Origin of the sequence: Reyranella sp., from assembly GCF_017305915.1 — a bacterium.
Lineage (GTDB): Bacteria > Pseudomonadota > Alphaproteobacteria > Reyranellales > Reyranellaceae > Reyranella.
Genome location: NZ_JAFKJN010000012.1, coordinates 25156 through 49333 on the forward strand (window position 1 = coordinate 25156; position 24178 = coordinate 49333).

Annotated in this window: 24 protein-coding genes; 12 read left to right on the forward strand and 12 right to left on the reverse strand. The window is 68.4% G+C overall.

Annotated features, from left to right (window positions below):
• The first annotated feature begins 18 nt into the window (after window positions 1-18).
• Window positions 19-414 carry a peptide-methionine (R)-S-oxide reductase MsrB gene (gene msrB, locus J0J01_RS10350; RefSeq protein ID WP_296380263.1) on the forward strand — a complete coding sequence of 132 codons (396 nt, stop codon included), beginning with the start codon at window positions 19-21 and terminating at the stop codon, window positions 412-414.
• Here the strand turns inward: msrB and J0J01_RS10355 are convergent.
• From J0J01_RS10355 to J0J01_RS10380, 6 genes are all read right to left on the reverse strand, one after another.
• Window positions 392-811 (reverse strand): type II toxin-antitoxin system VapC family toxin, encoded by a 420-nt coding sequence (locus J0J01_RS10355; protein ID WP_296380264.1) that lies wholly within the window; start codon window positions 809-811, stop codon window positions 392-394. The genes msrB and J0J01_RS10355 overlap by 23 nt on opposite strands.
• Complete coding sequence (locus J0J01_RS10360) at window positions 808-1089, reverse strand: type II toxin-antitoxin system VapB family antitoxin (protein WP_296380266.1); 282 nt, start codon at window positions 1087-1089, stop codon at window positions 808-810. The genes J0J01_RS10355 and J0J01_RS10360 overlap by 4 nt, the downstream gene beginning before the upstream one ends.
• A gap of 51 nt (window positions 1090-1140) precedes the next feature.
• Window positions 1141-2100, reverse strand: coding sequence for an alpha/beta hydrolase (locus J0J01_RS10365; protein ID WP_296380268.1), 960 nt, complete (start codon window positions 2098-2100; stop codon window positions 1141-1143).
• Entirely contained in the window at window positions 2097-3083 is a 987-nt protein-coding gene (locus J0J01_RS10370) for a YeeE/YedE family protein (RefSeq protein ID WP_296380270.1), read from the reverse strand. The genes J0J01_RS10365 and J0J01_RS10370 overlap by 4 nt, the downstream gene beginning before the upstream one ends.
• 22 nt (window positions 3084-3105) lie before the next feature.
• The gene (locus J0J01_RS10375) at window positions 3106-3930 is read right to left on the reverse strand and encodes a metal ABC transporter permease (RefSeq protein WP_296380553.1); all 825 of its coding nucleotides are present in this window, start codon (window positions 3928-3930) and stop codon (window positions 3106-3108) included.
• Between the two features lie 109 nt (window positions 3931-4039).
• Complete coding sequence (locus J0J01_RS10380) at window positions 4040-4783, reverse strand: metal ABC transporter ATP-binding protein (protein WP_296380272.1); 744 nt, start codon at window positions 4781-4783, stop codon at window positions 4040-4042.
• 226 nt (window positions 4784-5009) lie between these two features.
• Between J0J01_RS10380 and J0J01_RS10385 the strand changes: the two genes are divergently transcribed.
• The 5 genes from J0J01_RS10385 to J0J01_RS10405 all read left to right on the forward strand — a co-directional run bounded on the left by J0J01_RS10385 (window position 5010) and on the right by J0J01_RS10405 (window position 10718).
• Window positions 5010-5735, forward strand: coding sequence for a DUF1223 domain-containing protein (locus J0J01_RS10385; protein WP_296380274.1), 726 nt, complete (start codon window positions 5010-5012; stop codon window positions 5733-5735).
• 52 nt (window positions 5736-5787) lie between these two features.
• On the forward strand, window positions 5788-9078 hold the full coding sequence (locus J0J01_RS10390; RefSeq protein WP_296380275.1) for a helicase-related protein: 3291 nt from the start codon (window positions 5788-5790) through the stop codon (window positions 9076-9078).
• Window positions 9079-9230: 152 nt separating this feature from the next.
• On the forward strand, window positions 9231-9485 hold the full coding sequence (locus J0J01_RS10395; RefSeq protein WP_296380277.1) for an RNA-binding S4 domain-containing protein: 255 nt from the start codon (window positions 9231-9233) through the stop codon (window positions 9483-9485).
• Between the two features lie 64 nt (window positions 9486-9549).
• Window positions 9550-9885, forward strand: coding sequence for a ferredoxin FdxA (fdxA, locus tag J0J01_RS10400; RefSeq protein ID WP_296380281.1), 336 nt, complete (start codon window positions 9550-9552; stop codon window positions 9883-9885).
• Window positions 9886-10190: 305 nt separating this feature from the next.
• Entirely contained in the window at window positions 10191-10718 is a 528-nt protein-coding gene (locus J0J01_RS10405; RefSeq protein ID WP_296380283.1) for a CarD family transcriptional regulator, read from the forward strand.
• Window positions 10719-10847: 129 nt separating this feature from the next.
• Here J0J01_RS10405 and J0J01_RS10410 read toward each other — a convergent pair whose 3' ends face one another.
• A complete protein-coding gene (locus J0J01_RS10410) occupies window positions 10848-12257 on the reverse strand; it encodes a M48 family metalloprotease (protein WP_296380285.1) in 1410 nt (469 codons plus the stop codon).
• A gap of 112 nt (window positions 12258-12369) precedes the next feature.
• On the opposite strand from J0J01_RS10410, the gene pip reads away from it, so the two are divergent.
• From pip to grpE, 3 genes are all read left to right on the forward strand, one after another.
• Window positions 12370-13383, forward strand: a complete 1014-nt coding sequence (gene pip, locus J0J01_RS10415; RefSeq protein ID WP_296380287.1) for a prolyl aminopeptidase — start codon at window positions 12370-12372, stop codon at window positions 13381-13383.
• 5 nt (window positions 13384-13388) lie between these two features.
• The gene (locus J0J01_RS10420) at window positions 13389-14444 is read left to right on the forward strand and encodes a TauD/TfdA family dioxygenase (protein WP_296380289.1); all 1056 of its coding nucleotides are present in this window, start codon (window positions 13389-13391) and stop codon (window positions 14442-14444) included.
• Between the two features lie 99 nt (window positions 14445-14543).
• Window positions 14544-15125, forward strand: coding sequence for a nucleotide exchange factor GrpE (grpE, locus tag J0J01_RS10425; RefSeq protein ID WP_296380291.1), 582 nt, complete (start codon window positions 14544-14546; stop codon window positions 15123-15125).
• On the opposite strand, the gene J0J01_RS10430 is transcribed toward grpE, so the two are convergent.
• Entirely contained in the window at window positions 15122-15712 is a 591-nt protein-coding gene (locus tag J0J01_RS10430) for an alpha-ketoglutarate-dependent dioxygenase AlkB (RefSeq protein ID WP_296380293.1), read from the reverse strand. The genes grpE and J0J01_RS10430 overlap by 4 nt on opposite strands.
• Window positions 15713-15923: 211 nt before the next feature.
• Between J0J01_RS10430 and dnaK the strand changes: the two genes are divergently transcribed.
• The 3 genes from dnaK (at window position 15924) to J0J01_RS10445 (ending at window position 19994) form a co-directional block, all read left to right on the forward strand.
• A complete protein-coding gene (gene dnaK / locus J0J01_RS10435; protein WP_296380295.1) occupies window positions 15924-17894 on the forward strand; it encodes a molecular chaperone DnaK in 1971 nt (656 codons plus the stop codon).
• A gap of 202 nt (window positions 17895-18096) precedes the next feature.
• Window positions 18097-19236, forward strand: a complete 1140-nt coding sequence (gene dnaJ / locus J0J01_RS10440; protein ID WP_296380297.1) for a molecular chaperone DnaJ — start codon at window positions 18097-18099, stop codon at window positions 19234-19236.
• Window positions 19236-19994: a hypothetical protein gene (locus tag J0J01_RS10445; protein WP_296380299.1), complete on the forward strand. Its 759-nt coding sequence runs from the start codon at window positions 19236-19238 to the stop codon at window positions 19992-19994. The genes dnaJ and J0J01_RS10445 overlap by 1 nt, the downstream gene beginning before the upstream one ends.
• A gap of 34 nt (window positions 19995-20028) precedes the next feature.
• On the opposite strand, the gene J0J01_RS10450 is transcribed toward J0J01_RS10445, so the two are convergent.
• Genes J0J01_RS10450 through J0J01_RS10465 form a run of 4 tightly spaced genes read right to left on the reverse strand, consistent with a single transcriptional unit; the run spans window position 20029 to window position 24178 of the window.
• Window positions 20029-21186, reverse strand: a complete 1158-nt coding sequence (locus tag J0J01_RS10450) for an AAA family ATPase (protein WP_296380300.1) — start codon at window positions 21184-21186, stop codon at window positions 20029-20031.
• 17 nt (window positions 21187-21203) lie between these two features.
• Window positions 21204-22244, reverse strand: coding sequence for an ABC transporter ATP-binding protein (locus tag J0J01_RS10455; RefSeq protein ID WP_296380302.1), 1041 nt, complete (start codon window positions 22242-22244; stop codon window positions 21204-21206).
• Between the two features lies 1 nt (window position 22245).
• Complete coding sequence (locus J0J01_RS10460) at window positions 22246-23268, reverse strand: oligopeptide/dipeptide ABC transporter ATP-binding protein (protein WP_296380304.1); 1023 nt, start codon at window positions 23266-23268, stop codon at window positions 22246-22248.
• A 1-nt stretch (window position 23269) separates the two neighbouring features.
• Window positions 23270-24178, reverse strand: a complete 909-nt coding sequence (locus J0J01_RS10465; protein ID WP_296380307.1) for an ABC transporter permease — start codon at window positions 24176-24178, stop codon at window positions 23270-23272.

Below are 24178 nucleotides of genomic sequence, written 5' to 3' on the forward strand. Positions count from 1 at the left end.
GCCATCTCGGAGGCCATCATGAGCGACAAGATCCGGAAATCCGACGCAGAGTGGCAGAAGGAGCTCGATCCGCTGCAGCACCACGTCCTGCGCAACCACGGCACCGAGCGGCCCTTCACCAGCCCGCTGAACAACGAGAAGCGCGCCGGCGTCTTCCGCTGCGCCGGCTGCGGCGAGCCGCTGTTCGATTCCAGCACAAAGTACGAGAGCGGCTCGGGCTGGCCCTCGTTCTGGGCGCCCAAGGACGACGCGGTCGAGACGTCGAGCGACTCCAGCCACGGCATGGTCCGCACCGAGGTGACGTGCGCCAGGTGCGGCGGCCATCTCGGCCACGTCTTCCCCGACGGCCCGCGCCCGACCGGCCAGCGCTACTGCATGAACGGCGCCGCGCTCAAGTTCGACGAGAAGAAGTAGGACTGCTGAGAGCGCGCCGCACGTCGGTGCGCGCAAAATCCTCTCCCTTGAACAGTAGCGGCGCATCCAGACTTTTTGCCAACGCGTACGCGGCGCAGTCGCCGAAGTTCAAGCCGGCGGGATGGATACCCTTTCCCCAACGACGAAAACCTTCGAATGCGAGCAGCGACTGCTGCGCGTCGAACGCGGCGATCGTCAGACTTGCCGCCGCGAAGAGCAGTTCATATTCCTCGAGCAGACGCTCGCGCCCGCGAGAAAAGGCAACCGTTCGGATCTCATAGCTGGTGACGGCAGAAATGTGCGCATCGCTCGCCGATGCCAAGACGCCACGGAATGCGGCGGCGTCCGGCTCGTCCAACAGGATGGCGATGATCGCCGAGCTATCGACGACGATCACTTCCAGATGCCGCGCTCGTCGTATCCGAGAATTTCATCGGCCGGTCGGTCGTCATGGACCGGCAACGCCGCCGCGCGCTTGCCGATCTCCTCGAGCTTGCGCAGCTTCACGAGCTGCTCGGGCGTCAGGCGCGCGACCGTCTCGGCATAGTCGGCGTCCATGCGCCGAAGCTTGTCGGCCGCCGCCTGCTTGACCGCCTCGGTAATGGACAGGCCCGTGCGCTGGGCAAGACGCCGGACGACCTCTTCAGTCTCGCGATCCTTGATGTTGAGAGCCATGATTCTTCCTGTCTTCCTACATATGGAAGATAGGAAGAATGATCGTCATCATCAAGATGAAAAGCCCTTCAGGAACTCGATCAGCAGGCGGTTGACCTCGTCCGGGCGTTCCTGCTGCACCCAGTGGCCGGCGCCGTCGAGGATGTGGCTGCCGCGCAGACCGGGCAGAGTCTTCGGGAAGGCGTCGAGCTGCGACTGCGCTGCCGGGAAGCGCAGCACGCCGTCCTTGCTGCCGGCGATGAACAGCGACGGCACGCGGACCGGCTGGCCGCGCCACGGGCCGCCCAGCTCCCAGTTGCGCCGCAGGTTGCGGTACCAGTTCAGCCCGCCGCGAAAGCCCGCGCGCGCGAATTCGCCCGCGTAATAGTCGAGGTCGGCCTCGCTCAGCCACTTCGGCAGCTCCTGCGGATCGACGGTGTTGCCGAGCAGCGTGCCGGTGGGCAGGCGGCCGAAGCCCTTGCCCTTCTCCTCGAGGTCGCCGCTGGCGGTGTAGTAGAGCCGCCGCAGCGCGCCCTTGATGTCCTGCTGCAGCTCGGCCTCGGCGACGCCGGGCTTCTGGAAGTACTGCAGATAGAAGTCCTTGATCTCGAGCTTCTCCAGCGCGCTCAGGATGTCGATGTAGCCGGGCGGCGCGTAGGGCACGCTCATGCCGCACACCGCGGTGAACAGGTCGGGCCGCCAAAGTGCTGCATGCCAGGCGACCGGCGCGCCCCAATCGTGGCCGACGATCACCGCCTGGGTCTCGCCGAGCGCCTTCACCAGCTCGGCCATGTCGCCGACCAGATGGTGGAGCGTGTAGTGCTCGATCGGCTCGGGCGCCTGGGTGCCGCCGTAGCCGCGCATGTCGGGCGCGACACAGCGGAAGCCGGCGGCGCCGACCGCTTCGAGCTGATGGCGCCACGAGTACCAGCTCTCCGGCCAGCCGTGGCAGAACAGCACCAGCGGGCCGCTGCCCACGTCGGCGTAGCGCATGTGGATGTGGTTGGCCTGAAGCGTCTTGAGCTCGGTCATGTCTTTTTCCTCCACCGCCATTTCAGGGTGGCGCCGGCCGCCACCACCATCGCCGGCAGGGCGATGAACGAGGTCGGCGCCAGCGACGCGATGCCCGTCAGCCCGTTGCCGACGGTGCAGCCCAGCGCCAGCACGCCGCCCGCGCCCATCAGCGCCGCGCCCGATGCGTAGCGCAGCATGTCGGCCGGCCGCTCGAAGCCTTCGAGCTTGAAGTCGCCGCGCAGGGCGGCGACCAGGGTCGCGCCGACCAGCGTGCCGCCGACGAAGGCGATGCCGAAATTGACCTTAGAGCCGGTCCAGGTGAGCAGGTAGATCAGCGAATCGCCGCCGCCGCGGGTGACGTTGATGCTCTCGACCGTGGTCGGCTCGAACTCGTCGCGGCCCAGCACGCCGGTGACGAGATAGCCCGCCGCGACCAGCGCGCCGATCAGCGCGCCGCCGATCAGGTGCTCGGCCGAGATCGGACGCCAGACGATGAACACCACCGCGGCGACCAGCACGATGCCGCCCACGAGCGGCGGCAGGGTCTGGTGCGCGAGGTTGACGGAGGTCGTGGCCATCATCGCCGCGCGAGTCGGCGCCAGGATGCCGCGGATGGTGGCGTAGGCCACGAAGCCGAAGACGATGAACACCACCACCGACCGCAGGTTGCCGCCAGCCGCCAGCACCAGCATGCGGGTGCCGCAGCCGCCGGTCAGCACCATGCCGACGCCGAACATCAGGCCGCCCAGCAGCGCGCCGCCCCAGAACAGCTGATTCGGCAGCACCACCGCCTTGCCGAGATCGAGATGGCCGGTCAGCACCAGCGCCTGCACCGAGATCAGCGCCACCACCATCGCCAGCAGGAAGCCGCGGGCGCGCGGCGCGTCGGGCTTGGTCAGCACATCCTCGACCGCGCCGCGCAAGCAGAATCCCGACCAGCGCGCCAGAGCGCCGAAGCCGATGCCGACCGCGAACCCGGCCAGCGCGACCTCCGTATTCATGTCCAATGCCATGCGCGGCAGATTAGCCGCGAAGATGCACCGGATGCGAGAGTCGTGCGCGCACCGACGCGCGCGTACCGAACAGCAGGGAGCCGAGGAAGAACAGGCTCGCCACCAGCACGATCAGCGGCCCCGACGGCAGCCCGGCATGGAACGAGACCAAGAGGCCGATCGCGCCCGACAGCAGGGCCAGCGGCGCGGCAATCGCCGTCATCGACCAGACCTCGCGCGCCCAGAAGGAGGCCGCCACCGCCGGCAGCAGCATCAGGCCGAGCGCCATCAGGGTGCCGAGCGCCTGGAAGGCCGCGACCATGTTCAGCACCGCGAGGCCGAGGAAGAGATAGTGATAGAGCGCGCCTCGCACGCCCATGGCGGCCAGGAAGCCCGGATTGAAGCATTCGACGACCAGCGGGCGATAGATCGCGGCGAGCCCGACCAGGGTCAGCGTCGTCGTGCCGGCGACCAGCAGCAGCGCCTGGCTGTCGACGGCGAGGATGGCGCCGAACAGGATGTTCATCAGGTCGACCGCCGAGCCGCGCAGCGACACGATCAGCACGCCGAGCGCCAGCGCCGTGAGATAGGCGGCGGCGAAGCTTGCGTCCTCGCGCATCGAGGTGAAGCGGGCGATCGCGCCCGAGACCAGCGCCGTGGAGATGCCCGCGAGAAAGCCGCCGAGGCTCATCGCCGGCAGCGACAGGCCGCCCAGCAGGAAGCCCAGCGCCGCGCCGGGCAGCAGGGCATGGGCCAGCGCATCGCCCATCAGGCTCATGCGCCGCAGGATGAGGAAGACGCCGATCGACGAGCCGCCGAGCGAGAGACAGAGGCACGCCACCAGCGCGCGCTTCATGAATCCGAAATCGGCGAACGGCGCGAAGAGAAAGTCGTACACTACCGTCGCCCCGAGTCGCGCGGATCTGATCCGCGCTTGAGCGAAGCGGAGCGGGGACGACGAGCCATCACGCGGTCTGCCTGAGCGGCACCTCGCAGGCGCCGGCCCGCTCGTCCCAGGCCTCGGCCATGGCGCGGGCGCGCAGGAGGTTCTCGGCCGACAGCACGCGGCCGGTCGGGCCCGAATCGACCAATTCGCGCGCCAACAGCAAGCTGTTGGGGAACTCGCGCCGCACCTGGTCGAGATCGTGCAGCACCGCGACCACCGTGCGCTGCTCACGGCGCCAACGATGGATCACCCCCATCAGGTCGGACACGGTCTTGGAATCGATGGCGGCGAACGGCTCGTCCAGCAAGACGAGATCCGCGTCCTGCAGCAGCAGCCGCGCGAACAGCACGCGCTGGAACTGACCGACAGACAGCGTGTCGATCGGCCGGCGCTCGAAGCCGCTGAGCCCGACCGAGTCGATGGCGTGTTGCGCATCGTGCACGTCGGCCTTGGCGGCCTTGCCGAAGGCGCCGAAGCGCGACCAGCGGCCGAGCAGCACCGTATCGAGCACCGAGATCGGGAAGGAGCGATCGATCTCCGCCTGCTGCGGCAGGTAGGCGATCCGTCGCGCGCTGCATTCGATGCTGCCTTCGACCCGCCGCACCAGGCCCAGCATCGCCTTGAGCAGCGTGCTCTTGCCGGCGCCGTTGGGGCCAACGATGGCGGTGATCTCCGCAGCGGGAATCTCGGCCGAAACATGATGCACGGCGGGGTGCCGGTCATACGAGACCGTGAGGTCGACCAGCTTGAGCGCCGCGCTCACAGCGCCCACCACACGGCGAGCCACAGCACCGCCGCGACGCCGAGCGCCCAGGCGATGCGCTGGGTTGCAGCCATGCCCAGAAGGGCCGTGCCGGGCGAGGAGGATGAGCCGTGCATGCACCGAATTGTTATAATATTACGTAAAGCGAGTCTAACCGTTTGTTGATTTGGCGGAGAGCGGGGCCCGCGCCCACGTTCGGGCCATGTCAGGATTTGGTAGACGTTCCGTGTTGATCGGAGGCGCCGGCTTGCTGGTCGGGGCCGACGCTGCCGCGGAAAGCAGGCCCGGCCAGAACGGCGGGCCTTGGGCGATCGAGCTGTTCACCTCGCAGGGCTGCAGCTCCTGCCCGCCGGCGGACGCCATGCTGGGCAGGCTGGCGCAGCGGCCCGACATCGTCGCGCTCTCCTTCCACGTCGACTACTGGGACTACATCGGCTGGAAGGATCGCTTCGCCACCAAGGAGACGACGGCGCGGCAGCGCGCCTATGCCCGCACGCTGCGGCAGAAGTACATCTACACGCCGGAGATGGTCGTCGACGGCCGCGTGCACCAACCGGGCATCAGCGACGGCCAGATCGAGTCGATGCTGGCCAATGCCAAACGCCAGGCGACCGCCCGCACCACGCCGATGCTGAAGCGCGTGGCCGACGGCACGCTCAGGATCGCGCTCGACGCGGCGAAGATCGAAGGACCGGCCGACGTCGCGCTGTTCGTCTACGACCGCCGTCATGCGACGCCGATACAGCGCGGCGAGAACGAGGGCCGGCGGCTCGACAACTTCAATGTCGTGCGCCACTTCGAGGTACTGGGCCAATGGGACGGTGCGCAAGCGCACTGGACCGTGGCGGCCGACCGCTTCCAGCCCGAGCAGGGGCTGGCAGCGATCGTGCAGCAACCCGACCACGGCCCCGTCCTGGGCGCCAACAAGCTCGAGCCGGTGATCGCCGGCTAGCCTTGCGCCGGCAAGCCTTGCGTCCGCGAGCGGCGCGGGCCAAGTTCAGCCAATGTCGCTCGCCAGCGCGTCCGGCCGCCTGACCGCCGTCCTCGGGCCGACCAACACCGGCAAGACCTATCTCGCCATCGAACGCATGCTGGGCCACGAGTCCGGCATGATCGGCTTCCCGCTGCGTCTGCTGGCGCGCGAGAACTACGATCGCGTGGTCAAGATCAAGGGCGCCCACCAGGTCGCGCTGATCACCGGCGAGGAGAAGATCGCGCCGCCCGGCGCGCGCTATTTCGTCTGCACCGTCGAATCGATGCCGCTCGACCGGCCGGTCTCCTTCCTCGCCGTCGACGAGGTGCAGATGGCGGCCGATCCCGAGCGCGGCCACTTCTTCACCGACCGCATCCTGAACGCGCGCGGCAGCGACGAGACCATGCTGCTGGGCGCCGACACCATCCGGCCGGTGCTCAATCGCCTGCTGCCCGACATCGATGTCGTGGCGCGGCCGCGCTTCTCCAAGCTGTCCTATGTCGGGCCCAAGAAGGCGACGCGACTGCCGGCGCGCTCCGCCGTGGTCGGCTTCTCGGCCAACGAGGTCTATGCCATCGCCGAGCTGATCCGCCGCCAGCGCGGCGGCACGGCGATCGTGATGGGCGCGCTCTCCCCGCGGACGCGCAACGCCCAGGTCGAGATGTTCCAGTCCGGCGAGGTCGACTACCTGGTCGCGACCGACGCGATCGGCATGGGCCTCAACATGGACGTGAACCACGTCTGGTTCGCCTCGTTGCGCAAATATGACGGCCGGCAGCTCCGGCCGCTGCGCAACGTCGAGATCGCGCAGATCGCCGGCCGCGCCGGCCGTCACATGAACGACGGCACCTTCGGCACCACCATCGACATCGGCGGCCTCGACGAGGAGACGGTCGAGGCGATCGAGAACCATCGTTTCGATCCGCTGCGCGACCTGCAATGGCGCAACACCGAATTGGACTTCCGCTCGGCCGCGGCGCTGCTCGGCTCGCTCAACCAGCCGCCGCCGCATGCCGCGCTGCAGCGGGTGCGGGAGCAGGACGACCAGCTTGCGCTTCAGACGCTGTCGCAGCATTCGGAGTTCCTGCCGCGGCTGCATGCCGCCGGGCGCGTGAAATTGCTCTGGGAAGTCTGTCAGGTGCCGGACTTCCGCAAGACGATGACCGAGGAGCACACCGCGCTGCTCGGCCAGCTCTTCCAGCATCTCACGCAGGGCGGCGAGCGCCTGCCGGAAGACTGGATCGACAGTCACGTCAAAAGACTGGAACGATTCGACGGCGACATCGACACCTTGATGACACGCATCGCGCATGTTCGGACGTGGACCTACATTTCGCATCGCGCGGACTGGATTCAGAGGGCACAACACTGGCAAGAACGCGCGCGGGCGATCGAGGACCGGTTGTCCGATGTGCTGCACCAGCGTTTGACTCAAAGGTTTGTCGATAGACGGGCCGCACTGCTTGTACGAAGATTGCGGGATGAGGGTGAAATGACGACGTCTGTCGCCGAAGCCGGCGAGGTCATTGTCGAGGGCGAGCATCTGGGCCGCATCGAGGGCTTCCGGTTCGTTCCCGACGCGACCGAGGGCCAGACGGACCAGAAGGCCGTGCTGAGCGCTGCCTTGCGCGCGCTGCGCGAGAACCTGCCGACGCGCCTGCAGGCGTTCGCGAACGCGCCCGACGGCGAGCTGGTGTTCGATTCGCAGCTGCGCGTCTGCTGGGGTGGCGGCCCGATCGCGCGCCTGATGCCGAGCGGCGACGTGCTGGCGCCCAAGGTCGAGGCGCTGCCGTCCGACCTGCTCGACGGGCCGGCGCGCGAGGACGTGCGCAAGCGCGCCGCCGCCTGGGTCGAGACGCGCATCCGGCTCGGCCTCTCCGAACTGATGGACGCCCGCGCCACGCTCGAGCAGCTGCCGGCCGGCGCGCGCGGCATCGTCTTCCAGCTCTGCGAGCATCTCGGCGTCCTGCCGCGGCGGCCGATCGAGCAGCAGATGGCCGAGCTCAGCGAGGAGGACCGCAAGGCGCTGGCCAAGCTCGGCGTCCGGGTCGGCGTCTATTCGCTCTACTTCCCGAGCATGCTGAAGCCGGTGCCGATCCGGCTGCGCGCCGGCCTCTGGATGGTGGCGCACGGTCGCGATTCGATCCCGCCGCTGCCGGCCGAGGGCCGCACCTCGATGGATCTGCCGCAAGGCGCGGAGCGCGATTTCTACGCCTCGATCGGCTACGCGCCGCTCGGCAATCACGCCATCCGCGCCGACATGGTCGAGCGGCTGGCCGCGATGGCCCGCCAGGCCGTGCGCGAAAGCCGCGAGACCGCGCGCCGGCCGCAGCAGGAGAGGGAGCGCAAGCCCGAGCCGAAGGCCGATCCGCCGGCAGCGGCGACGGCGACACCCGCCGCTTCGACATCGCCGCCGGCCGACGAGATCAGCGAATGGGCGATCGTCGCCGCGGCGTTCGGCGAGAGCGAGCCGGAACCCGCGCCGGAGGCGAAGGCCGAGGAGGCCGCGCCCGAAACCGCACCGGCCGAGCCGACCGCCTACGCGGCCGAGGAGACGCCGCCCCAGTCGACCGAACCTGAGTCGGCCGGAGAGGCCCGGAGCGGAGTGGCGCCGATCGAAGAAGGCACGGCGGAGGAGACCGCGACCGACGAGGCGCCTGTCGCCGCGACGGAAGCGGCCTCCGAAGAGTCGACAGCCGAAGCGGCCGAGGCCTCCGAACCGGCGCCCGTGGCCGAACCGGCGGCCGACGAGACCAGGCCCGCGGGCCCGCGGCCGCTGCCGCCGGGCTGGTTCCGCGCCACGCCGCAGATGATGTCCCTGGTCGGCTGCTCGGAGCCCGAGATGGCCGACGTGATGCGCGGGCTGGGCTATCGCGTGCATCCGCCGTCGGACGAGCACGGGCCGCTGCACGCCTTCTCGGTCAAGCCGCGCTTCGTGCGCGAGCGCGAGGAGCAGCGCGCCCGCCAGCGCCAGCAGGAGCGCGATCGCCGCGACCAGCGCCGCCGCGAGCGCCCCGACCGGCCGAACGAGCGCCAGTTCTTCGCCGACGCGCCGCGGCGCGATCGGCCGCAGGGCCAAGGACCGCGGCCCGATCGCCAGGATGGGCCACGCAAGGACGGGCCGCGTCAGGACGGGCCGCGCCAGGATGGGCCGCGCCCTGACCGGCCGCCGCGCGACGACCGCCGCGGGCCGCGCGGACCGCGCCGCGACGCCGACGGACCGGCGCTGCGCCTCTATGCCACGACCGAGAAGAAGGGCGATGCGGTGTCCGATTCGCCGTTCGCCAAGCTGCTTGAGCTCAAGCTCGGCGGAAAGAAGTAGGCCGCAGGCGGATGCAGCGAACCCACCTCACCCTGAGGAGCGGCCCATTGGGCCGCGTCTCGAAGGGTGGGCAACCGGCAGATCGCCCGTTGCCATCCTTCGAGACGGCCGCTACGCGGCCTCCTCAGGATGAGGTTGCCCCTCGTTAGTCCATGCGGCTCGATAAATGGCTCTGGCACGCTCGCTTCTTCAAAACCCGATCGCTCGCCGCGCGTTATGTCGAGAAGGCGCGCTGCCGGATCGACGGCCGGGTGACCGACAAGCCGCACACCAACGTCTCGCCCGGCATGGTGCTGACCTTCGCGCTCGGGCCCAGGGTGCGTGTGGTCCGCATCGTGGCCCTGGGCGAGCGTCGCGGGCCGGCGCCGGAAGCGCGCGCGTTGTATGACGAGATCGAAGCGGCATGATGCCAGCCTTGCGCCCGCCCCCTGCGCGCGTTAAGCAGCCCGCCGCTCGTGCCTGGAGCCGTTGATGACCTATGTCGTGACCGAGGCTTGCATCAAGTGCAAGTACATGGACTGTGTCGAAGTCTGCCCCGTGGATTGCTTCTACGAGGGCGAGAATATGCTGGTCATCAATCCGGACGAATGCATCGACTGCGGCGTCTGCGAGCCGGAATGCCCGCCGAAGGCGATCGTGCCCGACACCGAGAAGGGCATGGAGCAGTGGCTGGAGGTGAACCGGACCTACGCCGCCGAATGGCCCAACATCACCCGCAAGGGCGAGGCGCCGGCCGACGCCGAGCAGTTCAAGGAAGAGACTGGCAAGTTCGAAAAGTACTTCAGCAAGAACCCCGGGAAGCGCTGATCGGGCGCTAACCCCTAGATTTGGGCGCTATACAGTCCTTTTGAGCGCTTTTTTGTGCAAGCCATGCAGGTTCTGCATGGGGTGCCGTTGCGAAAATGCAACATAGGCCGCGACTCCGGCCCAATTTTCTGATATAAATTTCCCCGCTGGAGCGGTCCGATCAGGATTGCCGCTGGCTCGGTCGCCGAATCAGGTATCCGAAAGCAACTTACTGGATACCGGCTGCCGAGCCAAGCACGTTGGGGAAGCGTGCGCGGCGGGTCGCGGTGTCGCTTTTGCGGGGATTGAGTGTGAAGGAACTAGACATGGCCAAGCCGAAGAAGCCAGCGGCGAAGGCGAAGGAATTTGCTTTCGAGAAGGGCGATTTCGTCGTCTATCCGACCCACGGCGTGGGTCGCGTGATCGACATCGAGGCGAAGGAGATCGCCGGGCACAAGCTCGACCTGTTCGTCATCTCGTTCGAGCAGGAGCGCATGATGCTGCGCGTGCCGGTCGCGAAGGCGAAGATCTCGGGTCTGCGCAAGCTCAGCTCGCGCAAGATCATGGAGAACGCGCTGGTGACCCTGAAGGGCCGCAGCCGCGTCTCCCGCGCGATGTGGAATCGCCGCGCCCAGGAATACGAAGCCAAGATCAACTCGGGTGACCCGGTGTCGATCGCCGAGGTCGTGCGCGACCTGCATCGCAATGCCGGCCAGCCCGACCAGTCCTACAGCGAGCGGCAGATCTACGAAGCCGCGCTCGACCGTCTCGCGCGCGAGCTCGCGGCGGTGGAGCGGATCGACAAGGACTCCGCCACCCAGAAGCTGAACAGCGTCCTGACGAAGGTCGCCTAAGCTTCAGCGAATAGAACTTCGAGGAAAAAGCGGCCGTTTCGGCCGCTTTTTTCATGTTCTTCCGGGACCGCGGGCCGGAGGCCCGCCTCATGAATCATGAGCGGGCCTCCGGCCCGCGGTCCGACAAGATTAAGGGTCCACCGTCTTCACCTGATCGCGCTGCGCCAGCTCGGCAGCGCTGTCGACGCCGTTCAGGGCCAGCAGCCGCTCCAGCCTGAAATCGGGATAGGGCATGCGCGCGGCGAGGGTCGCCGCCGGTGTCCCGCCCGGCAAGATCTTCAGGCGATAGGACCGGAGCGCGCCTGCCTCGGCCACCGTCAGGTCGCGAAAGCCGCTCGCGGCCTGGACCATGGCCTCGATGCGGCGGTCGCGGTCGGGACCGTCGCTCAGGAGGTTGAAGTAGCAGACGCCGTCGGGCCGGCGGATCAGCACGTAGCGCACCTGGCCCAGGCCGGTGTCGGAGCCGCGCGGCCGGGCACCGATCGCGGCCTCGGCGCCGCCGATCTCGGTCGAATGGATGTCGGTCGGCGTCGGCTGCATGCGGTTGCGCATCCAGTCGTCGAGCCGTCCCTCGAACGTCCCGGCCTTGCAGGAGAAGTACATCAGCGACCGGTCGGAGCCGATGCCGAGCACGCCGTCATGATCGTTGTACAGCCGGAAGTCGCGCGGCATGGCGAAGGCGATGCGCATGATCGGGTGCAGGAAGGCCGGGCCGCGCACGAAGCCCTCCTCCGGCGAATCGTCGACCGACAGGCCGTCGATCGCCGCCAGGTAGGCCCGCCGGTCGCTTTCGCCGGTCTTGCGCGCGACCGGCAGGGTGTTGAGCGCCACCAGCCGGTCGGCGGCGCCCGGATGGGTCGACAGCGCGCTGGGATCGCGGCTTTCCGGCAGGCCCATCAGCTGCTCCTCGAGCCGGGTCTGACGCTGCAGCTTCTCGATCAAGGTGATCATCGCGTCGCCGCGAAAACCGGCGCGCGTGAGGGTGGTGACGCCGACCCGGTCGGCCTCGAGCTCCTGGTCGCGCGAGTAGCTGCGCAGCTTCACCAGGCCGTCGCGCGCCACCGAGCGGCCGACCGAGACCGAGCCGCTCTTCATCGCCGCGTCGATCGCCTGATCCATGATGTGGCGTCGCTGCTGCTCGCGCTGCGCGGCGTGGCGCTCGGTGATGTGGCCGAGCTCGTGGCCCATCGCCGCCGCGAGTTCCGCCTCGTCGTCCAGCAGGGCGAGCAGCCCGCGCGTGACGAAGACGTAGCCGCTGGGCAGGGCATGTGCATTGGCGACCGGCTGGTCGAGGATGAAGAAGCGGTAGCTGCCGTTGAGGCCGCCGCGCGTCACCAGGCGCTGGCCGACTCGGTCGACCAGCGCCTCGAGCTCGGGAGCGCGATAGACCGGCCCGACCAGCCGCTGGACGTCGCTCGGCAGGGCGCCGCCGGCCGGGGCGCCCGCGGCCGCAACGGTGGTTTGCGGGGCGTTGGAAGGCGTGCAACCGCCGGCCAGGGCCAACAGCGCGAGGAGAACGGCAAGACTGCGAAAAAACACTGTTCCTCCGTAACGCCCGATACCAGCTTATGCGCCCGCGCGCCGCACAGGCAAATCTTCGCGAGGCTGGCATGCGCGGCTCTGCTATGGCACTCCTAGGGGCGGAAATCGCATGCCGCGTTCAGAGACCCCTCTTCGCTCCGACCTGTTCCCGGAGATCTCGCCCTACGCCAGCGGAATGCTGGCAGTCGACGGGCGGCACACGATCTATTGGGAGCAGAGCGGCAATCCCGAGGGCGTGCCGGTCGTCTTCCTCCATGGCGGGCCGGGCGCCGGCTCGGCGCCCGTGCATCGGCGATTCTTCGACCCGCAGTTTTACAGGATCGTGGTGTTCGACCAGCGCGGCTGTGGCCGTTCGATGCCGTTGGGCGATCTGCAGGACAACACCACCGCGCATCTGGTCTCCGACATGGAGAAGCTGCGCAGCCATCTCGGCGTCGGACGCTGGCTGCTGTTCGGCGGCTCGTGGGGCAGCACGCTCGCGCTCGCCTACGGCCTGCGCCACCCCGAGCGCACCATGGGCTTCATCCTGCGCGGCATCTTCCTCGGCACGCGCTCGGAGATCGACTGGTTCCTGCACGGCATGCGGTCGATCTTCCCCGAGGCATGGCGCGACTTCGCCGAGCACCTGCCGGCCAGCGAGCGCACCGACCTCTTGAGCAACTACTATCGCCGCCTGATCGATCGCAATCCGGACGTGCATCGTCCGGCGGCGCGCGCCTGGAGCCGCTACGAGGCGGCCTGCTCGACGCTCTACCCGACGGCGCGCGCACCGTTCGAATCGGATCACGGCGGCTTCGCGCTCGCGCTGTCGCGCGTCGAGGCACACTACTTCCGCCACAACACCTTCCTCGCGGAAGGCTGGCCCTGGGACGAGCTGAACCGGGTGCGCAACCTGCCCTGCACCATCGTGCAGGGCCGCTACGACATCGTCTGCCCGCCGGTCACCGCCGAGACCCTGTCGCGGGCGTGGCCCGAGGCGCGCTTCGTGATCGTGCCCGACGCCGGCCACAGCGCGCTCGAGCCCGGCATTCGCGCCGCGCTGGTCAACGCCACCGAGAGCTATCGCCTCTCCGTGGCTGATGATCAGCTCTTCGCACCCCGATTTCCCTGGGAAGCCGCCTAGTCATCATGTCGTTCGAATTGCCGCCGGAGCAGACCGGCCCCGCCGCCTGGTACGGGCCCGAGATCGCCAAGCGCACCGACTGGCAGATGCCGCTCAGCCCGAGCGAGATCGCCGAGGTCGAGCAGGTCACCAAGGCGCTCGCCGCGCGCGAAGGCGACATCGCCGCGATCACGCCCGCGGACTTCCCGCTGCCGACGCTCGCGCCGAAACTGCAGGCGCGGGTCGAGGACGAGGTGCTGAACGGCCGCGGCTTCCTGCTGCTGCGGGGCCTGCCGGTCGAGCGCTGGACGATGCGCGAAGCGGCGACGGCGTTCTACGGCCTCGGCGCCCATCTCGGCAGCGCGCGCTCGCAGAACGGCAAGGGCCATGTGCTGGGCCACGTGCAGGATCTCGGCCTCGCCTCGAACGATCCCAACGTGCGCATCTACCAGACGCACGAGCGCCAGACGTTCCATACCGACTCTTGCGACATCGTCGGCCTGCTGTGCCTCAAGACCGCGAAGTCGGGCGGCCTGTCGGCGCTGGTCAGCTCGACCACCATCTTCAACGAGATGCACCGACGGCGCCCCGACCTGCTGAAGCTCCTGTTCGAGCCCGCCGCCACCGACCGCCGCGGCGAGGTGCCGGAAGGCCAGAAGCCCTATTTCGAGATCCCGCTGTTCAACTGGTACCAGGGCCATCTCAGCGCGATCTATCAGCGGCAGTACATCGATTCGGCGCAGCGCTTCCCCGACGCGCCGCGGCTCACGCCGGCGCATGTCGAGGCGCTCGACATGTTCGACGCGCTGACCAACGACCCGGCGCTCAACATGTTCATGGAGTTCAAGCCGGGCGACGTGCAGCTGGTGCACAACCACACCCTGCTGCACGACCGCACCGGCTTCGAGGACTGGGCCGAGCCCGAGAAGCGCCGCCATCTGCTGCGCCTGTGGCTCGCAGCCGACAAGGCGCGGCCGCTGCCGCCGGTCTATGCCCAGCGCTACGGCAGCGTCGAGATCGGCGACCGCGGCGGCATCATCGTGCGCGGCACCCGGCTGAACGCGCCGCTGGAGGCGGTCTGAGGCGGTTCGCGGGCGGGTTGACCGGGGCGGGTTGACCGGGGGCTGCCTCGTCCCTAAGTGAAGGCCGCCTAAAGAAACCACTTTTGTTAGGGACAAAGGATGTCCAGCCAGAACAACGCCGACGGCGCCCCGGAAGAGATGCCGTTCGACGGCCCCGAGCCCACCGTGGAGACGCTCCAGCGGGTCGTGGACGGGCTGCAGACGGAAAATGCCGACCTGAACGACAAGTACCTGCGGGCCGTGGCCGAGTCGCAGAACGTGCGCCGCCGCGCCCAGCAGGACGTCGACAAGGAACGTAAGTTCGGCATCGAGCGCTTCGGGCGCGACCTGCTGTCGGTGGCGGACAATCTCGGCCGGGCGCTCACCGCGGTGCCGGCCGATCTCGATCCGGCGATGAAGAACGTTGTGGTCGGCGTGCAGGCGACCGAGCGCGAGTTGCTGTCGGTGCTGGAGCGCCACGGCGTCACCCGTATCGCCGCGCTGGGCAAGCCGTTCGACGCCAACCTTCATCAGGCGATGATGGAGATCGAGGACCCGTCCGTGCCCGCCGGCACCGTGGTGCAGGAGATGATCCCGGGCTACCTGCTGGCCGGCCGCCTGCTGCGCGCCGCCATGGTCGCCGTCTCCAAGGGCGGCCCGCCGCGCGCGCCCGCGCCCGAAGCCAGCAACGAGAACGGCTAAGGCTTCGTCACCCGCCGCAACGTCAGATTGAAGCGCCCACCCTCCGGCAACAGCCGGCTGGTGCCGGGCAGGATGCGGTCGACGCCGTGGTACCAGTGCCGCGACGGTCCCTCGAGCACGACCACGTCGCCGCTCGACAGCCGAACCGACCGCGACGGGCTCTTGCGCTCGGGACCGCCCAGCCGGAACAGCGCCGTGTCGCCCAGCGAGATGGAAAGAATGGGAGCCTCGGGCGCGTCCTCGTCCTGGTCGCGATGCTGGCCGAGACGGGCGTCCGGCCCGTAGTAGTTGATCAGGCAGGCCTCGGGCAGATAGCCGACGCCGGTCGCCGCACGCCAAAGATCGAGGACCATGTCCGGGATCGCGGGCCAAGGCTCGCCGGTGACGGGATGGGTCGGGCTGTAGCGGTAGCCGCTGCGCTCGGACAGCCAGCCCAGCGGACCGCAGTTGGACATGCGGACCGACAGAGGGTTGCCGGAGCGCGGCATGGCCGGGCTGTAGAGCGGCGCGCGGTCGAGAATCCGGCGCACTTCCGCCATCAGCAGGCGCTGCCGGTCGGGGTCGAGATGGTTGGGCAAAAGGCGCATGGACGCTCGCTTTTAGGCCCTTCAATGCCTATCTGATATCCGCCAGGGTGATTTTAGTGTCCTCGGCGTTTGCCGGCATTGCAGGCAGGCCCTTAGGACCTATATAGCCCCTGTCCTGACCCGGTCTTTCCGGCAGGTAACATTTATCGGGGGTCGGACCGGTGCCTGTTCAGGGCTGGGCCGGCCTGCTGGGAAAAGGAAGAGTAGCATCATGGCCAAAGTCATTGGTATCGACCTGGGCACCACCAACTCCTGCGTCGCAGTGATGGAGGGTGGCGACACCAAGGTCATCGAGAATTCAGAGGGCGCCCGGACGACGCCATCAATGGTCGCGTTCACCGAGTCAGGCGAGCGGCTGGTCGGCCAGTCCGCCAAGCGCCAGGCCGTCACCAATCCGATGAAGACCCTCTATTCGGTCAAGCGCCTGATCGGCCGCCGCTTCGACGACCCGATGGTCGCGAAGGAGAAGTCGCTGGTCCCCTTCGTGATCGACAAGGCGAGCAACGGCGACGCGTGGGTCGATGTCGACGGCCAGCACTACAGCCCGAGCCAGATCTCGGCGTTCATCCTGGGCAAGATGAAGGAGACCGCCGAGTCCTATCTCGGCGAGAAGGTCGAGCAGGCGGTGATCACCGTCCCGGCCTACTTCAACGACGCCCAGCGCCAGGCCACCAAGGACGCCGGCCGCATCGCCGGCCTCGAGGTGCTGCGCATCATCAACGAGCCGACGGCGGCTGCCCTTGCCTACGGCATGGACAAGCGCAAGAGCGGCATCATCGCGGTCTACGACCTGGGCGGCGGCACCTTCGACGTGTCGATCCTCGAGATCGGCGACGGCGTGTTCGAGGTGAAGGCGACCAACGGCGACACCTTCCTGGGCGGCGAGGACTTCGACCAGCGCGTCATCAGCTACCTCGCGGACGAGTTCAAGAAGGAGCAGGGCATCGACCTGCGCAACGACCGCCTGGCGCTGCAGCGTCTGAAGGAAGCCGCCGAGAAGGCCAAGATCGAGCTCTCCAACTCCAAGGAGACCGAGATCAACCTGCCGTTCATCACGGCCGACCAGACCGGCCCGAAGCATCTCGTGATCAAGCTCTCGCGCGCCAAGCTCGAGTCGCTGGTCGACGACCTGGTGCAGCGGACGCTCGATCCCTGCCGGGCGGCGCTCAAGGACGCCGGTCTGCAGGCCGGCCAGATCGACGAGGTCATCCTGGTCGGCGGCCAGACCCGCATGCCCAAGGTCATCGAGGTCGTGAAGCAGTTCTTCGGCAAGGAGCCGGCGCGTAACGTCAACCCCGACGAGGTCGTCGCGGTCGGCGCCGCGGTCCAGGCCGCCGTGCTGAAGGGCGAGGTCAAGGACGTCCTGCTGCTCGACGTGACGCCGCTGTCGCTCGGCATCGAGACGCTGGGTGGCGTGTTCACCCGCCTGATCGAGCGCAACACCACGATCCCGACGAAAAAGAGCCAGACCTTCTCGACGGCCGACGACAACCAGACCGCGGTGACCATCCGCGTGTTCCAGGGCGAGCGCGAGATCGCCGCCCAGAACAAGCTCTTGGGCCAGTTCGATCTGGTCGGCATCCCGCCGGCGCCGCGCGGCATGCCGCAGGTCGAGGTGACCTTCGACATCGACGCCAACGGCATCGTGCAGGTCTCGGCCAAGGACAAGGCCACCGGCAAGGAGCAGCAGATCCGCATCCAGGCTTCGGGCGGCCTCAGCGAGGCCGAGATCCAGAAGATGGTGAAGGACGCCGAGCTGCACGCCGAGGAGGACAAGAAGAAGCGCGAGCTGATCGACGCCCGCAACCAGGGCGAGGCGCTGGTGCACTCGACCGACAAGCACCTGAAGGAGTTCGGCGACAAGGTGAGCCCCACCGAGAAGGCCGAGATCGAGGGTGCGCTCGAAGGGCTGAAGGAGGCCCTGAAGGGCGAGGACGTCGAGACGATCAAGAACAAGACCAACACGCTCAGCCAGGCCGCGATGAAGCTCGGCGAGGCGATGTACAAGGCGCAGCAGGCCGAGGCCGCCCAGGCTGGTGGGGCGGGCGCGGCCGGCGGCACCGCGGGTCCGGGGACGGCCGCGAACGAAGGCCAAGGCGGCAAGCCTGGCGGCGAGAATGTCGTCGATGCCGAGTTCGAGGACGTCACCGACAAGAACAAGAAGACGGGTTCGGGCAGCTAAGGGCGCCCTGGCCTAGATAGACCGATCCGGCCTCCCGCACCTGCGGGAGGCCGGTTTCATAAGCGTACGGCGCTAGAGCGATTTCTGGTTGGATGGAACCGCGCGCGGTTCCATCCAACCAGAAATGCGCGAAAAGGTGATGGTCGTTGAAGGAAACACATTCCCTCCGGGAATGTGTTTTAGCGGGGAAGCGTAGAGGATCATGGCGCAGGACTATTACGAGCTGCTGGGCGTCGGTCGGACGGCGAGTCCCGACGACATCAAGAAGGCATTCCGCAAGCTCGCCATGCAGCATCATCCCGACCGCAACCGGGACAACAAGGACGCGGAAAAGAAGTTCAAGGAAATCAATCACGCGCACGATGTCCTGAAGGATCCCGAGAAGCGCGCGGCCTACGACCGCTACGGCGCCGCCGCCTTCGAAGGCGGCAACGGCCCGAACGGGCCGGGCGCCGGCTTCAACGCCCAGGGCTTCGACTTCGGCTCGGTGTTCGGCGAGATCTTCGACGAGATGTTCAACGGCGGCCGCAGCGGCGGCGGGCGCCCCGGCGGCCGTGCCGACATGCGCGGCCAGGACCTGCGCTTCAATCTCGAGATCACGCTGGAGCAGGCCTACGGCGGCACCGAAGCCACGGTGCGCGTGCCGAGCTCGGTCTCCTGCGAAGCCTGCCACGGCGCGGGCGCCGAGCCCGGCTCCAAGCCGCAGCAGTGCCCGACCTGCCACGGCCGCGGCCGCATCCGCGCGCAGCAGGGCTTCTTCACGGTCGAGCGCGCCTGCCACACCTGCCACGGCGCGGGCCAGGTGATCGACAAGCCGTGCAAGGTCTGCGCCGGCCAGGGCCGGGTGCGGCGCGAGAAGACGCTCAAGGTCAACATCCCGGCCGGCGTCGAGGACGGCACCCGCATTCGGCTCAGCGGCGAGGGCGAGGCCGGCACGCGCGGCGGACCGGCGGGCGATCTCTACGTCTTCCTGACGGTGCGCCGGCACGGCCTGTTCGAGCGCGAAGGTCCCGACGTGCATTGCCGTGTGCCGATCTCGATGGTGCAGGCAACGCTCGGCGCCGGCATCGAGGTGCCGACGCTCGACGGCAAGGCGGCGCGCATCAACATCCCGGCCGGCGCCCAGAGCGGCCACCAGTTCCGCCTGCGCGGCAAGGGCATGCCGATCATGCGCTCGACCCAGCGCGGCGACATGTACATCGAGATCACTGTCGAGACGCCGACCAACCTGACGGCCAAGCAGAAAGAGCTGCTCAAGGAATTCGAGAAGGCGGGCAAGACCAGCCCCGAGGCCGAGGGCTTCTTCTCGAAGGTGAAGGAGATGTTCGGCGGCGACGACTGATGAGCTGGCTCGCCTTCTCGCCCTGGCAGATCGTCCTGTCGGTGGTGACGCCGGCGCTGGTGGCCGTTCTGACGTGCCTCGCCGAGGTGCGGGGCCCGCTCGCCGCGCCGCTGCAGAAGACGACCGGCATCGTCGGCCCCTACTTCACCGGCGTTGCGCTGCTGTTCGCGCTGGTGACCGCACAGATGCTCACCGAGGTCTGGCAGAAGGACAATGCGGCGCGCCTCAGCGTGCAGGCCGAGGACGACGCGCTCCGCGCGCTTATGCATCTCGCGCGCGTGCATCGGTTGGAAACCACGGTGGCGCCGCCGATCAAGGGTTACATTGCAGCCGCCATCCGGGAAAGCCCCTTCTCCCGCGTCGGCTCCAAGCCCCGGGAGGCGACCGACCGTGCCTACGAGGTGCTGCAGGGCGCTCTGGTCGCCGCCCCCGGCCTCGGCGAATCGGCGCGCAACGTCCTGCTCGCCAACGGGGTCGAGCTGCGTCGCGCCCGCGACCGGCGGCTCTACCTTGCCGACGACGAGACCACCGCGATCAAATGGGCGTCGGTGCTGGTGCTGGGAGCGCTCACGCAGATCGCCATCATGCTGGTCCATATCGGCAATCGCCGGGCGTTGCGCGTCTCGGTCGGCTTCTTCACCGTGGCCTTCATCTTCTGCTTGGTACTGATCGCCGTGTTCGACGCGCCGTTCGAGGTGGCGCTCGCCCACGAGCCGGGGGCGACGCTCAACGACACGCTGAAGACGCTACCGCCGTAGTTGTCCCCAGAATCGGAAAGTCCGTGGGAAGTCCCTAATCGTCCTCGTCGTCGAAGCGGCCGATCGTCCTGAGGCCTTCGATCCAGGTCTCGCCGTCCTTCTTGATCACCGTGCGCGGCGCCACGCCGCAGTGCTTCTCCAGCGCCGCCGCCAGGCGCTCCGAATGCGTCACCAGCCAGATCTGCGTCCGCTCCGATGCCCTGGCGATCAGCCGCGCCAGCGGCTCGAGCAGATCGGGGTGGAGGCTGCTCTCCGGCTCGTTCAGGGCGACGAACGACGGCAGGCGCAGCGACAGCAGTGCCCCGGCCAGCGCCAGATAGCGCAGCGTGCCGTCCGACAGCTCGCGCGCCTCGAATACGCGCTTCGGGTAATCGGGGAAGACCATGCCGAACGATGCCGTCTGCCCGGGCATCGGCACGTCGAGGCGGGCGCCGGGAAAGGCATCCTCGATCGCGCGGTCGAGGTCGATCGTGTCGCGGCGGATATGGATCAGGGTCGCCAGCGCCGCCGCGAGGTTCGAGCCATCCGACGCCATGGTCGGCGTCGCCACCGCCAAGCACGGCCGCCGCAGGGCCGAGTCCTGGTCGGTGCGCAGGTCGTGATAGAAGCGCCAGTCGAGCATCAACTGCTTGATGGCGTGCACGTCGGGGAAGCTCTGGGGCGCGTCGAACGCCCCCAGCGCCGTCTCGGACGGCAGCAGGTCGCGGCGGATCTCGGTGCGCTTGCCGTCCGCGTCCCGCGCCATCACCGAGCCGCCGCGCCGCTCCAGGAGCTTGTGGTTGCGGCCGCGATGGTGGAACAGCAGCGCCTCCTCCTTCATGTCGGGCTCGAGCGGGAAGGTGCCCCGGCCGAGCGGCGGCGGCACGCCGACCTCGACCTCGTACGTGTAGATCACGCCTTCCAGTGCCGGCTCGCCGAAGCCCGCCGCCAGCGTGATGCGCGGAGATTCGCCGACATGGCGCGTGCCCGCCCAGGACGCCGATTGCATGCCGCCCTCGGCCGCCAGCTCGCGCGCCAACGTGCCGGCGGCGGACGCCTGCAGGAGCTGCAGCGCGCGATAGAGGTTGGTCTTGCCGACACCGTTGACGCCGACGAACACGGTCAGCCGTCCGGTCGGGAAGCGGATCGAGCGCAGGGAGCGGTAGTGGGCAGCGTGGATCTCGCGGACGATCACGCCGCGAGGGTAAGGCATATTCCGTCCGGCTGTAATCAGCCGGGCGGAATATGCCCTGTGCGATCAACAATGTGCGTGCGCGCATTTCCGGCCAAGTGGCCGGAAATCGCTCTATCAATCCTTCCGACGCAGCGTACCAGATGGCCCTCGGTGGCCGCCGTCAACGGCGGCGGCGCGGCAAGGCACTGGGCTTCGGCGTACTTGCAGCGCGGCGCGAAGCTGCAAGCGGCGGGCACCTCGGCAAGATCGGGCGGCGCGCCGGGGATCGCTTCGAGCCGCTGGCCGCGCATGCCGCCATGCACCGTCGAGGCGAGCAGGCCGCGGGTGTAGGGATGGCGCGGCGCATCGACCATCTGCTCGACGCCGCCCAATTCGACCAGCTTGCCGGCATACATCACGCCGATGCGGTCGGAGACCTCGACCGCCACGCCGATATCGTGGGTGACGAAGATCACGCCGAGATCGAGCTCGCGCTGCAGCTCGCGAATCAGCAGGAGGACCTGAATCTGGACAGTCGCGTCGAGCGCGGTCGTGGGCTCGTCGGCCAGCAGCAGGCTGGGATTGCAGGACAGCGCGAGCGCGATCATGGCGCGCTGGCGCATGCCGCCCGACATCTCGTGCGGATAGGCCTTGAGGCGCTGCGCCGGCGAGGGAATGCGGGCCAGCTCGAGCAGCTCCTTCGCGCGCTTCCAGGCGTCGCTCTCGGACTTGCCGGTGTGGCGCTTGATGGTCTCGGCGATCTGGTGGCCGATGGTGAAGACCGGATCGAAGGCGGTCGCCGGCTCCTGGAAGATCATCGACACGCGGTTGCCGCGCAGGTCGGCCAGCGCGCCGCCGGTCATCGACAGGACCTCGTCGCCCTCGAGCTTGATGCTGCCCGACCAGCGCGTGCGGTGCTCGGGATGGAGCTTCAGGATCGAGCGCAGGGTGACGCTCTTGCCCGACCCGGATTCGCCCAGGATGCCGAGCGTCTCGCCGCGCTTCACGCTGAAGCTGACGCCGTTCACCGCATGCACGGTACGATCGGGCGTGACGAAAGTGACGTGCAGATCCTGGACCGAGAGAAGATCGCTCATGTCAGGGTGCTTTCGTATGGCCCGAGCCACGGATGCGCATGTGGCAGGCCACCTCCTGTGCGCCCGACGCGTTCAGCAGCGGTTCGGCCTTGGCGCACACATCCTCGGCGAACGGGCAGCGGGTGCGGAAGCGGCAGCCCGAGGGCGGGTCGATCGGGTTGGGCGGATCGCCCTGAATCGGCGCCTCCCTGGTGCGCTTGCGCGGGTCCATGCTGGGCCGCGCCGACAGCAGCGCCTGCGTGTAGGGATGCTGCGGATCGCCGTAGATCGCGTCGACAGAGCCGATCTCGACGATCTTGCCGAGATACATGACCATCACGCGGTCGCTGAGATACTGCACGACGTTGAGGTCGTGGCTGATGAAGACGTAGGTCAGGCCGAACTCGTTCTTGAGATCGACCAGCATGTTCAGCACCTGCGCCTCGACCGACTTGTCGAGCGCCGACACCGCCTCGTCGAGGATCACCAGCCGCGGCCTGAGCGCCAGGGCGCGGGCGATGTTGACCCGCTGGCGCTGGCCGCCCGACAGCTCGTGCGGGTAGCGGTCGGCGAAACTGTTGGGATCGAGCCCGACCTTGGCCAGCAGGTCGCGCGAGCGCGCCCTGGCCTCGGCCGCGGGCAGGCCGTGCGCCTTGGGCGCGAAGGCCAGCGTCTCGACGATGGTGAGCCGCGGGTTGAGCGAGGCGTAGGAGTCCTGGAAGACCATCTGCACCTGGCGGCGCAACTCGTTGACGGTGATGCCGTGCGGCTCGTCGACCGGATCGCCGTCGAGCACCATGGTGCCGCGGTCGGGCTTGAGCAGCCGCATCAGCAGGCGCGCCACCGTTGACTTGCCGCAGCCCGATTCGCCGACCACGCCCAGGGTCTCGCCTTTCTCGACCGACAGGCTGAGATCGTCGACGGCCCGCACCACGCGCGTGGCGCGGCCGAGCAGGCCGCCGGGGATCGGGAAGTGCTTGCGCAGGTCGCGCGCGAGCAGGAGAGGCTGGGCCGGGCCGCCACGATCCTTCATCACCGTGTCCATGTCAGGCCTTCACGTCCATGGCGGCGCGCAGGCCGTCGCTCATCAGGTTGAAGCAGATCGAGGTGATGAAGATCATCACGCCGGGCAGCGCCGCCAGCACCGGATTGACGTAGATCGCCTGCCGCAGCGTGTTGAGCATCAGGCCCCATTCCGGCTCGGGCGGCTTCACGCCGAGGCCGAGGAACGACAGGCCCGCCGCCAGGATGATGGCGACGCTGATCAGCGAGGTCGCATAGACCAGGATCGGGCCGAGCACGTTGCCCAGCACGTGGACACGCACGATGGTGAGCGTGCCGGCACCCGAGGCGCGGGCGGCGTCGACGAAATCGAAGCCGCGCACCTGCGTGGTCACGCTCTCCGAGACGCGGCAGATCGGCGGGATGAAGACGATGGTCAGCGCCAGCAACGTGTTCTCGGCACCCGCTCCCATTGCGCCCGACAGAGAGATCGCCAGCAGAACGGAGGGAAAGGCGTAGAAAACGTCCATCACGCGCATGATCGCCATGTTCACGCGCCCGCCGAGGAAGCCAGCCGTGATACCGAGCGTGCCGCCGATCAGCAGTGCCAACGCGACCGGCGTCACGCCCATGAACAGCGAGAGCCGCCCGCCATAGATCAGGCGGGCGAACATGTCGCGGCCAAGCTCGTCGGTGCCGAGCAAGAAGTTGGGCGAGCCGATCGGATAGAGCCGGCGGATCATCGAGGTCTTGTAGGGATCGGCGAGGCCGAGCCATGGCGCCGCCAGCGCCGAGGCCACGATCAACAGCAGGATGGCGGCGCACACCAGGGTCACCGGATCGCGGCGCAGGCGGCGGGCGACCTGTTGCCAATAGCCGCGCGCGTGTGCGGCAGGCGTGGCGCACACCGCGGCGCCGGCTCCGAGATCGAGCGAGGGACTCTGGATCGCCAT

What these genes read in the sequence shown, in the direction of transcription:
- J0J01_RS10375 (WP_296380553.1), bottom strand. Translation starts at nt 3,930, where the DNA reads ATGAAGCGCGCGCTGGTGGCGTGCCTCTGTCTCTCGCTCGGCGGCTCG.
- J0J01_RS10360 (WP_296380266.1), bottom strand. Translation starts at nt 1,089, where the DNA reads ATGGCTCTCAACATCAAGGATCGCGAGACTGAAGAGGTCGTCCGGCGT.
- dnaJ (WP_296380297.1), top strand. Translation starts at nt 18,097, where the DNA reads ATGGCGCAGGACTATTACGAGCTGCTGGGCGTCGGTCGGACGGCGAGT.
- J0J01_RS10390 (WP_296380275.1), top strand. Translation starts at nt 5,788, where the DNA reads ATGTCGCTCGCCAGCGCGTCCGGCCGCCTGACCGCCGTCCTCGGGCCG.
- J0J01_RS10445 (WP_296380299.1), top strand. Translation starts at nt 19,236, where the DNA reads ATGAGCTGGCTCGCCTTCTCGCCCTGGCAGATCGTCCTGTCGGTGGTG.
- J0J01_RS10370 (WP_296380270.1), bottom strand. Translation starts at nt 3,083, where the DNA reads ATGAATACGGAGGTCGCGCTGGCCGGGTTCGCGGTCGGCATCGGCTTC.
- J0J01_RS10450 (WP_296380300.1), bottom strand. Translation starts at nt 21,186, where the DNA reads ATGCCTTACCCTCGCGGCGTGATCGTCCGCGAGATCCACGCTGCCCAC.
- J0J01_RS10395 (WP_296380277.1), top strand. Translation starts at nt 9,231, where the DNA reads ATGCGGCTCGATAAATGGCTCTGGCACGCTCGCTTCTTCAAAACCCGA.
- msrB (WP_296380263.1), top strand. Translation starts at nt 19, where the DNA reads ATGAGCGACAAGATCCGGAAATCCGACGCAGAGTGGCAGAAGGAGCTC.
- grpE (WP_296380291.1), top strand. Translation starts at nt 14,544, where the DNA reads ATGTCCAGCCAGAACAACGCCGACGGCGCCCCGGAAGAGATGCCGTTC.
- dnaK (WP_296380295.1), top strand. Translation starts at nt 15,924, where the DNA reads ATGGCCAAAGTCATTGGTATCGACCTGGGCACCACCAACTCCTGCGTC.
- J0J01_RS10365 (WP_296380268.1), bottom strand. Translation starts at nt 2,100, where the DNA reads ATGACCGAGCTCAAGACGCTTCAGGCCAACCACATCCACATGCGCTAC.
- J0J01_RS10420 (WP_296380289.1), top strand. Translation starts at nt 13,389, where the DNA reads ATGTCGTTCGAATTGCCGCCGGAGCAGACCGGCCCCGCCGCCTGGTAC.
- pip (WP_296380287.1), top strand. Translation starts at nt 12,370, where the DNA reads ATGCCGCGTTCAGAGACCCCTCTTCGCTCCGACCTGTTCCCGGAGATC.
- J0J01_RS10405 (WP_296380283.1), top strand. Translation starts at nt 10,191, where the DNA reads ATGGCCAAGCCGAAGAAGCCAGCGGCGAAGGCGAAGGAATTTGCTTTC.
- J0J01_RS10430 (WP_296380293.1), bottom strand. Translation starts at nt 15,712, where the DNA reads ATGCGCCTTTTGCCCAACCATCTCGACCCCGACCGGCAGCGCCTGCTG.
- J0J01_RS10455 (WP_296380302.1), bottom strand. Translation starts at nt 22,244, where the DNA reads ATGAGCGATCTTCTCTCGGTCCAGGATCTGCACGTCACTTTCGTCACG.
- J0J01_RS10460 (WP_296380304.1), bottom strand. Translation starts at nt 23,268, where the DNA reads ATGGACACGGTGATGAAGGATCGTGGCGGCCCGGCCCAGCCTCTCCTG.
- fdxA (WP_296380281.1), top strand. Translation starts at nt 9,550, where the DNA reads ATGACCTATGTCGTGACCGAGGCTTGCATCAAGTGCAAGTACATGGAC.
- J0J01_RS10465 (WP_296380307.1), bottom strand. Translation starts at nt 24,178, where the DNA reads ATGGCGATCCAGAGTCCCTCGCTCGATCTCGGAGCCGGCGCCGCGGTG.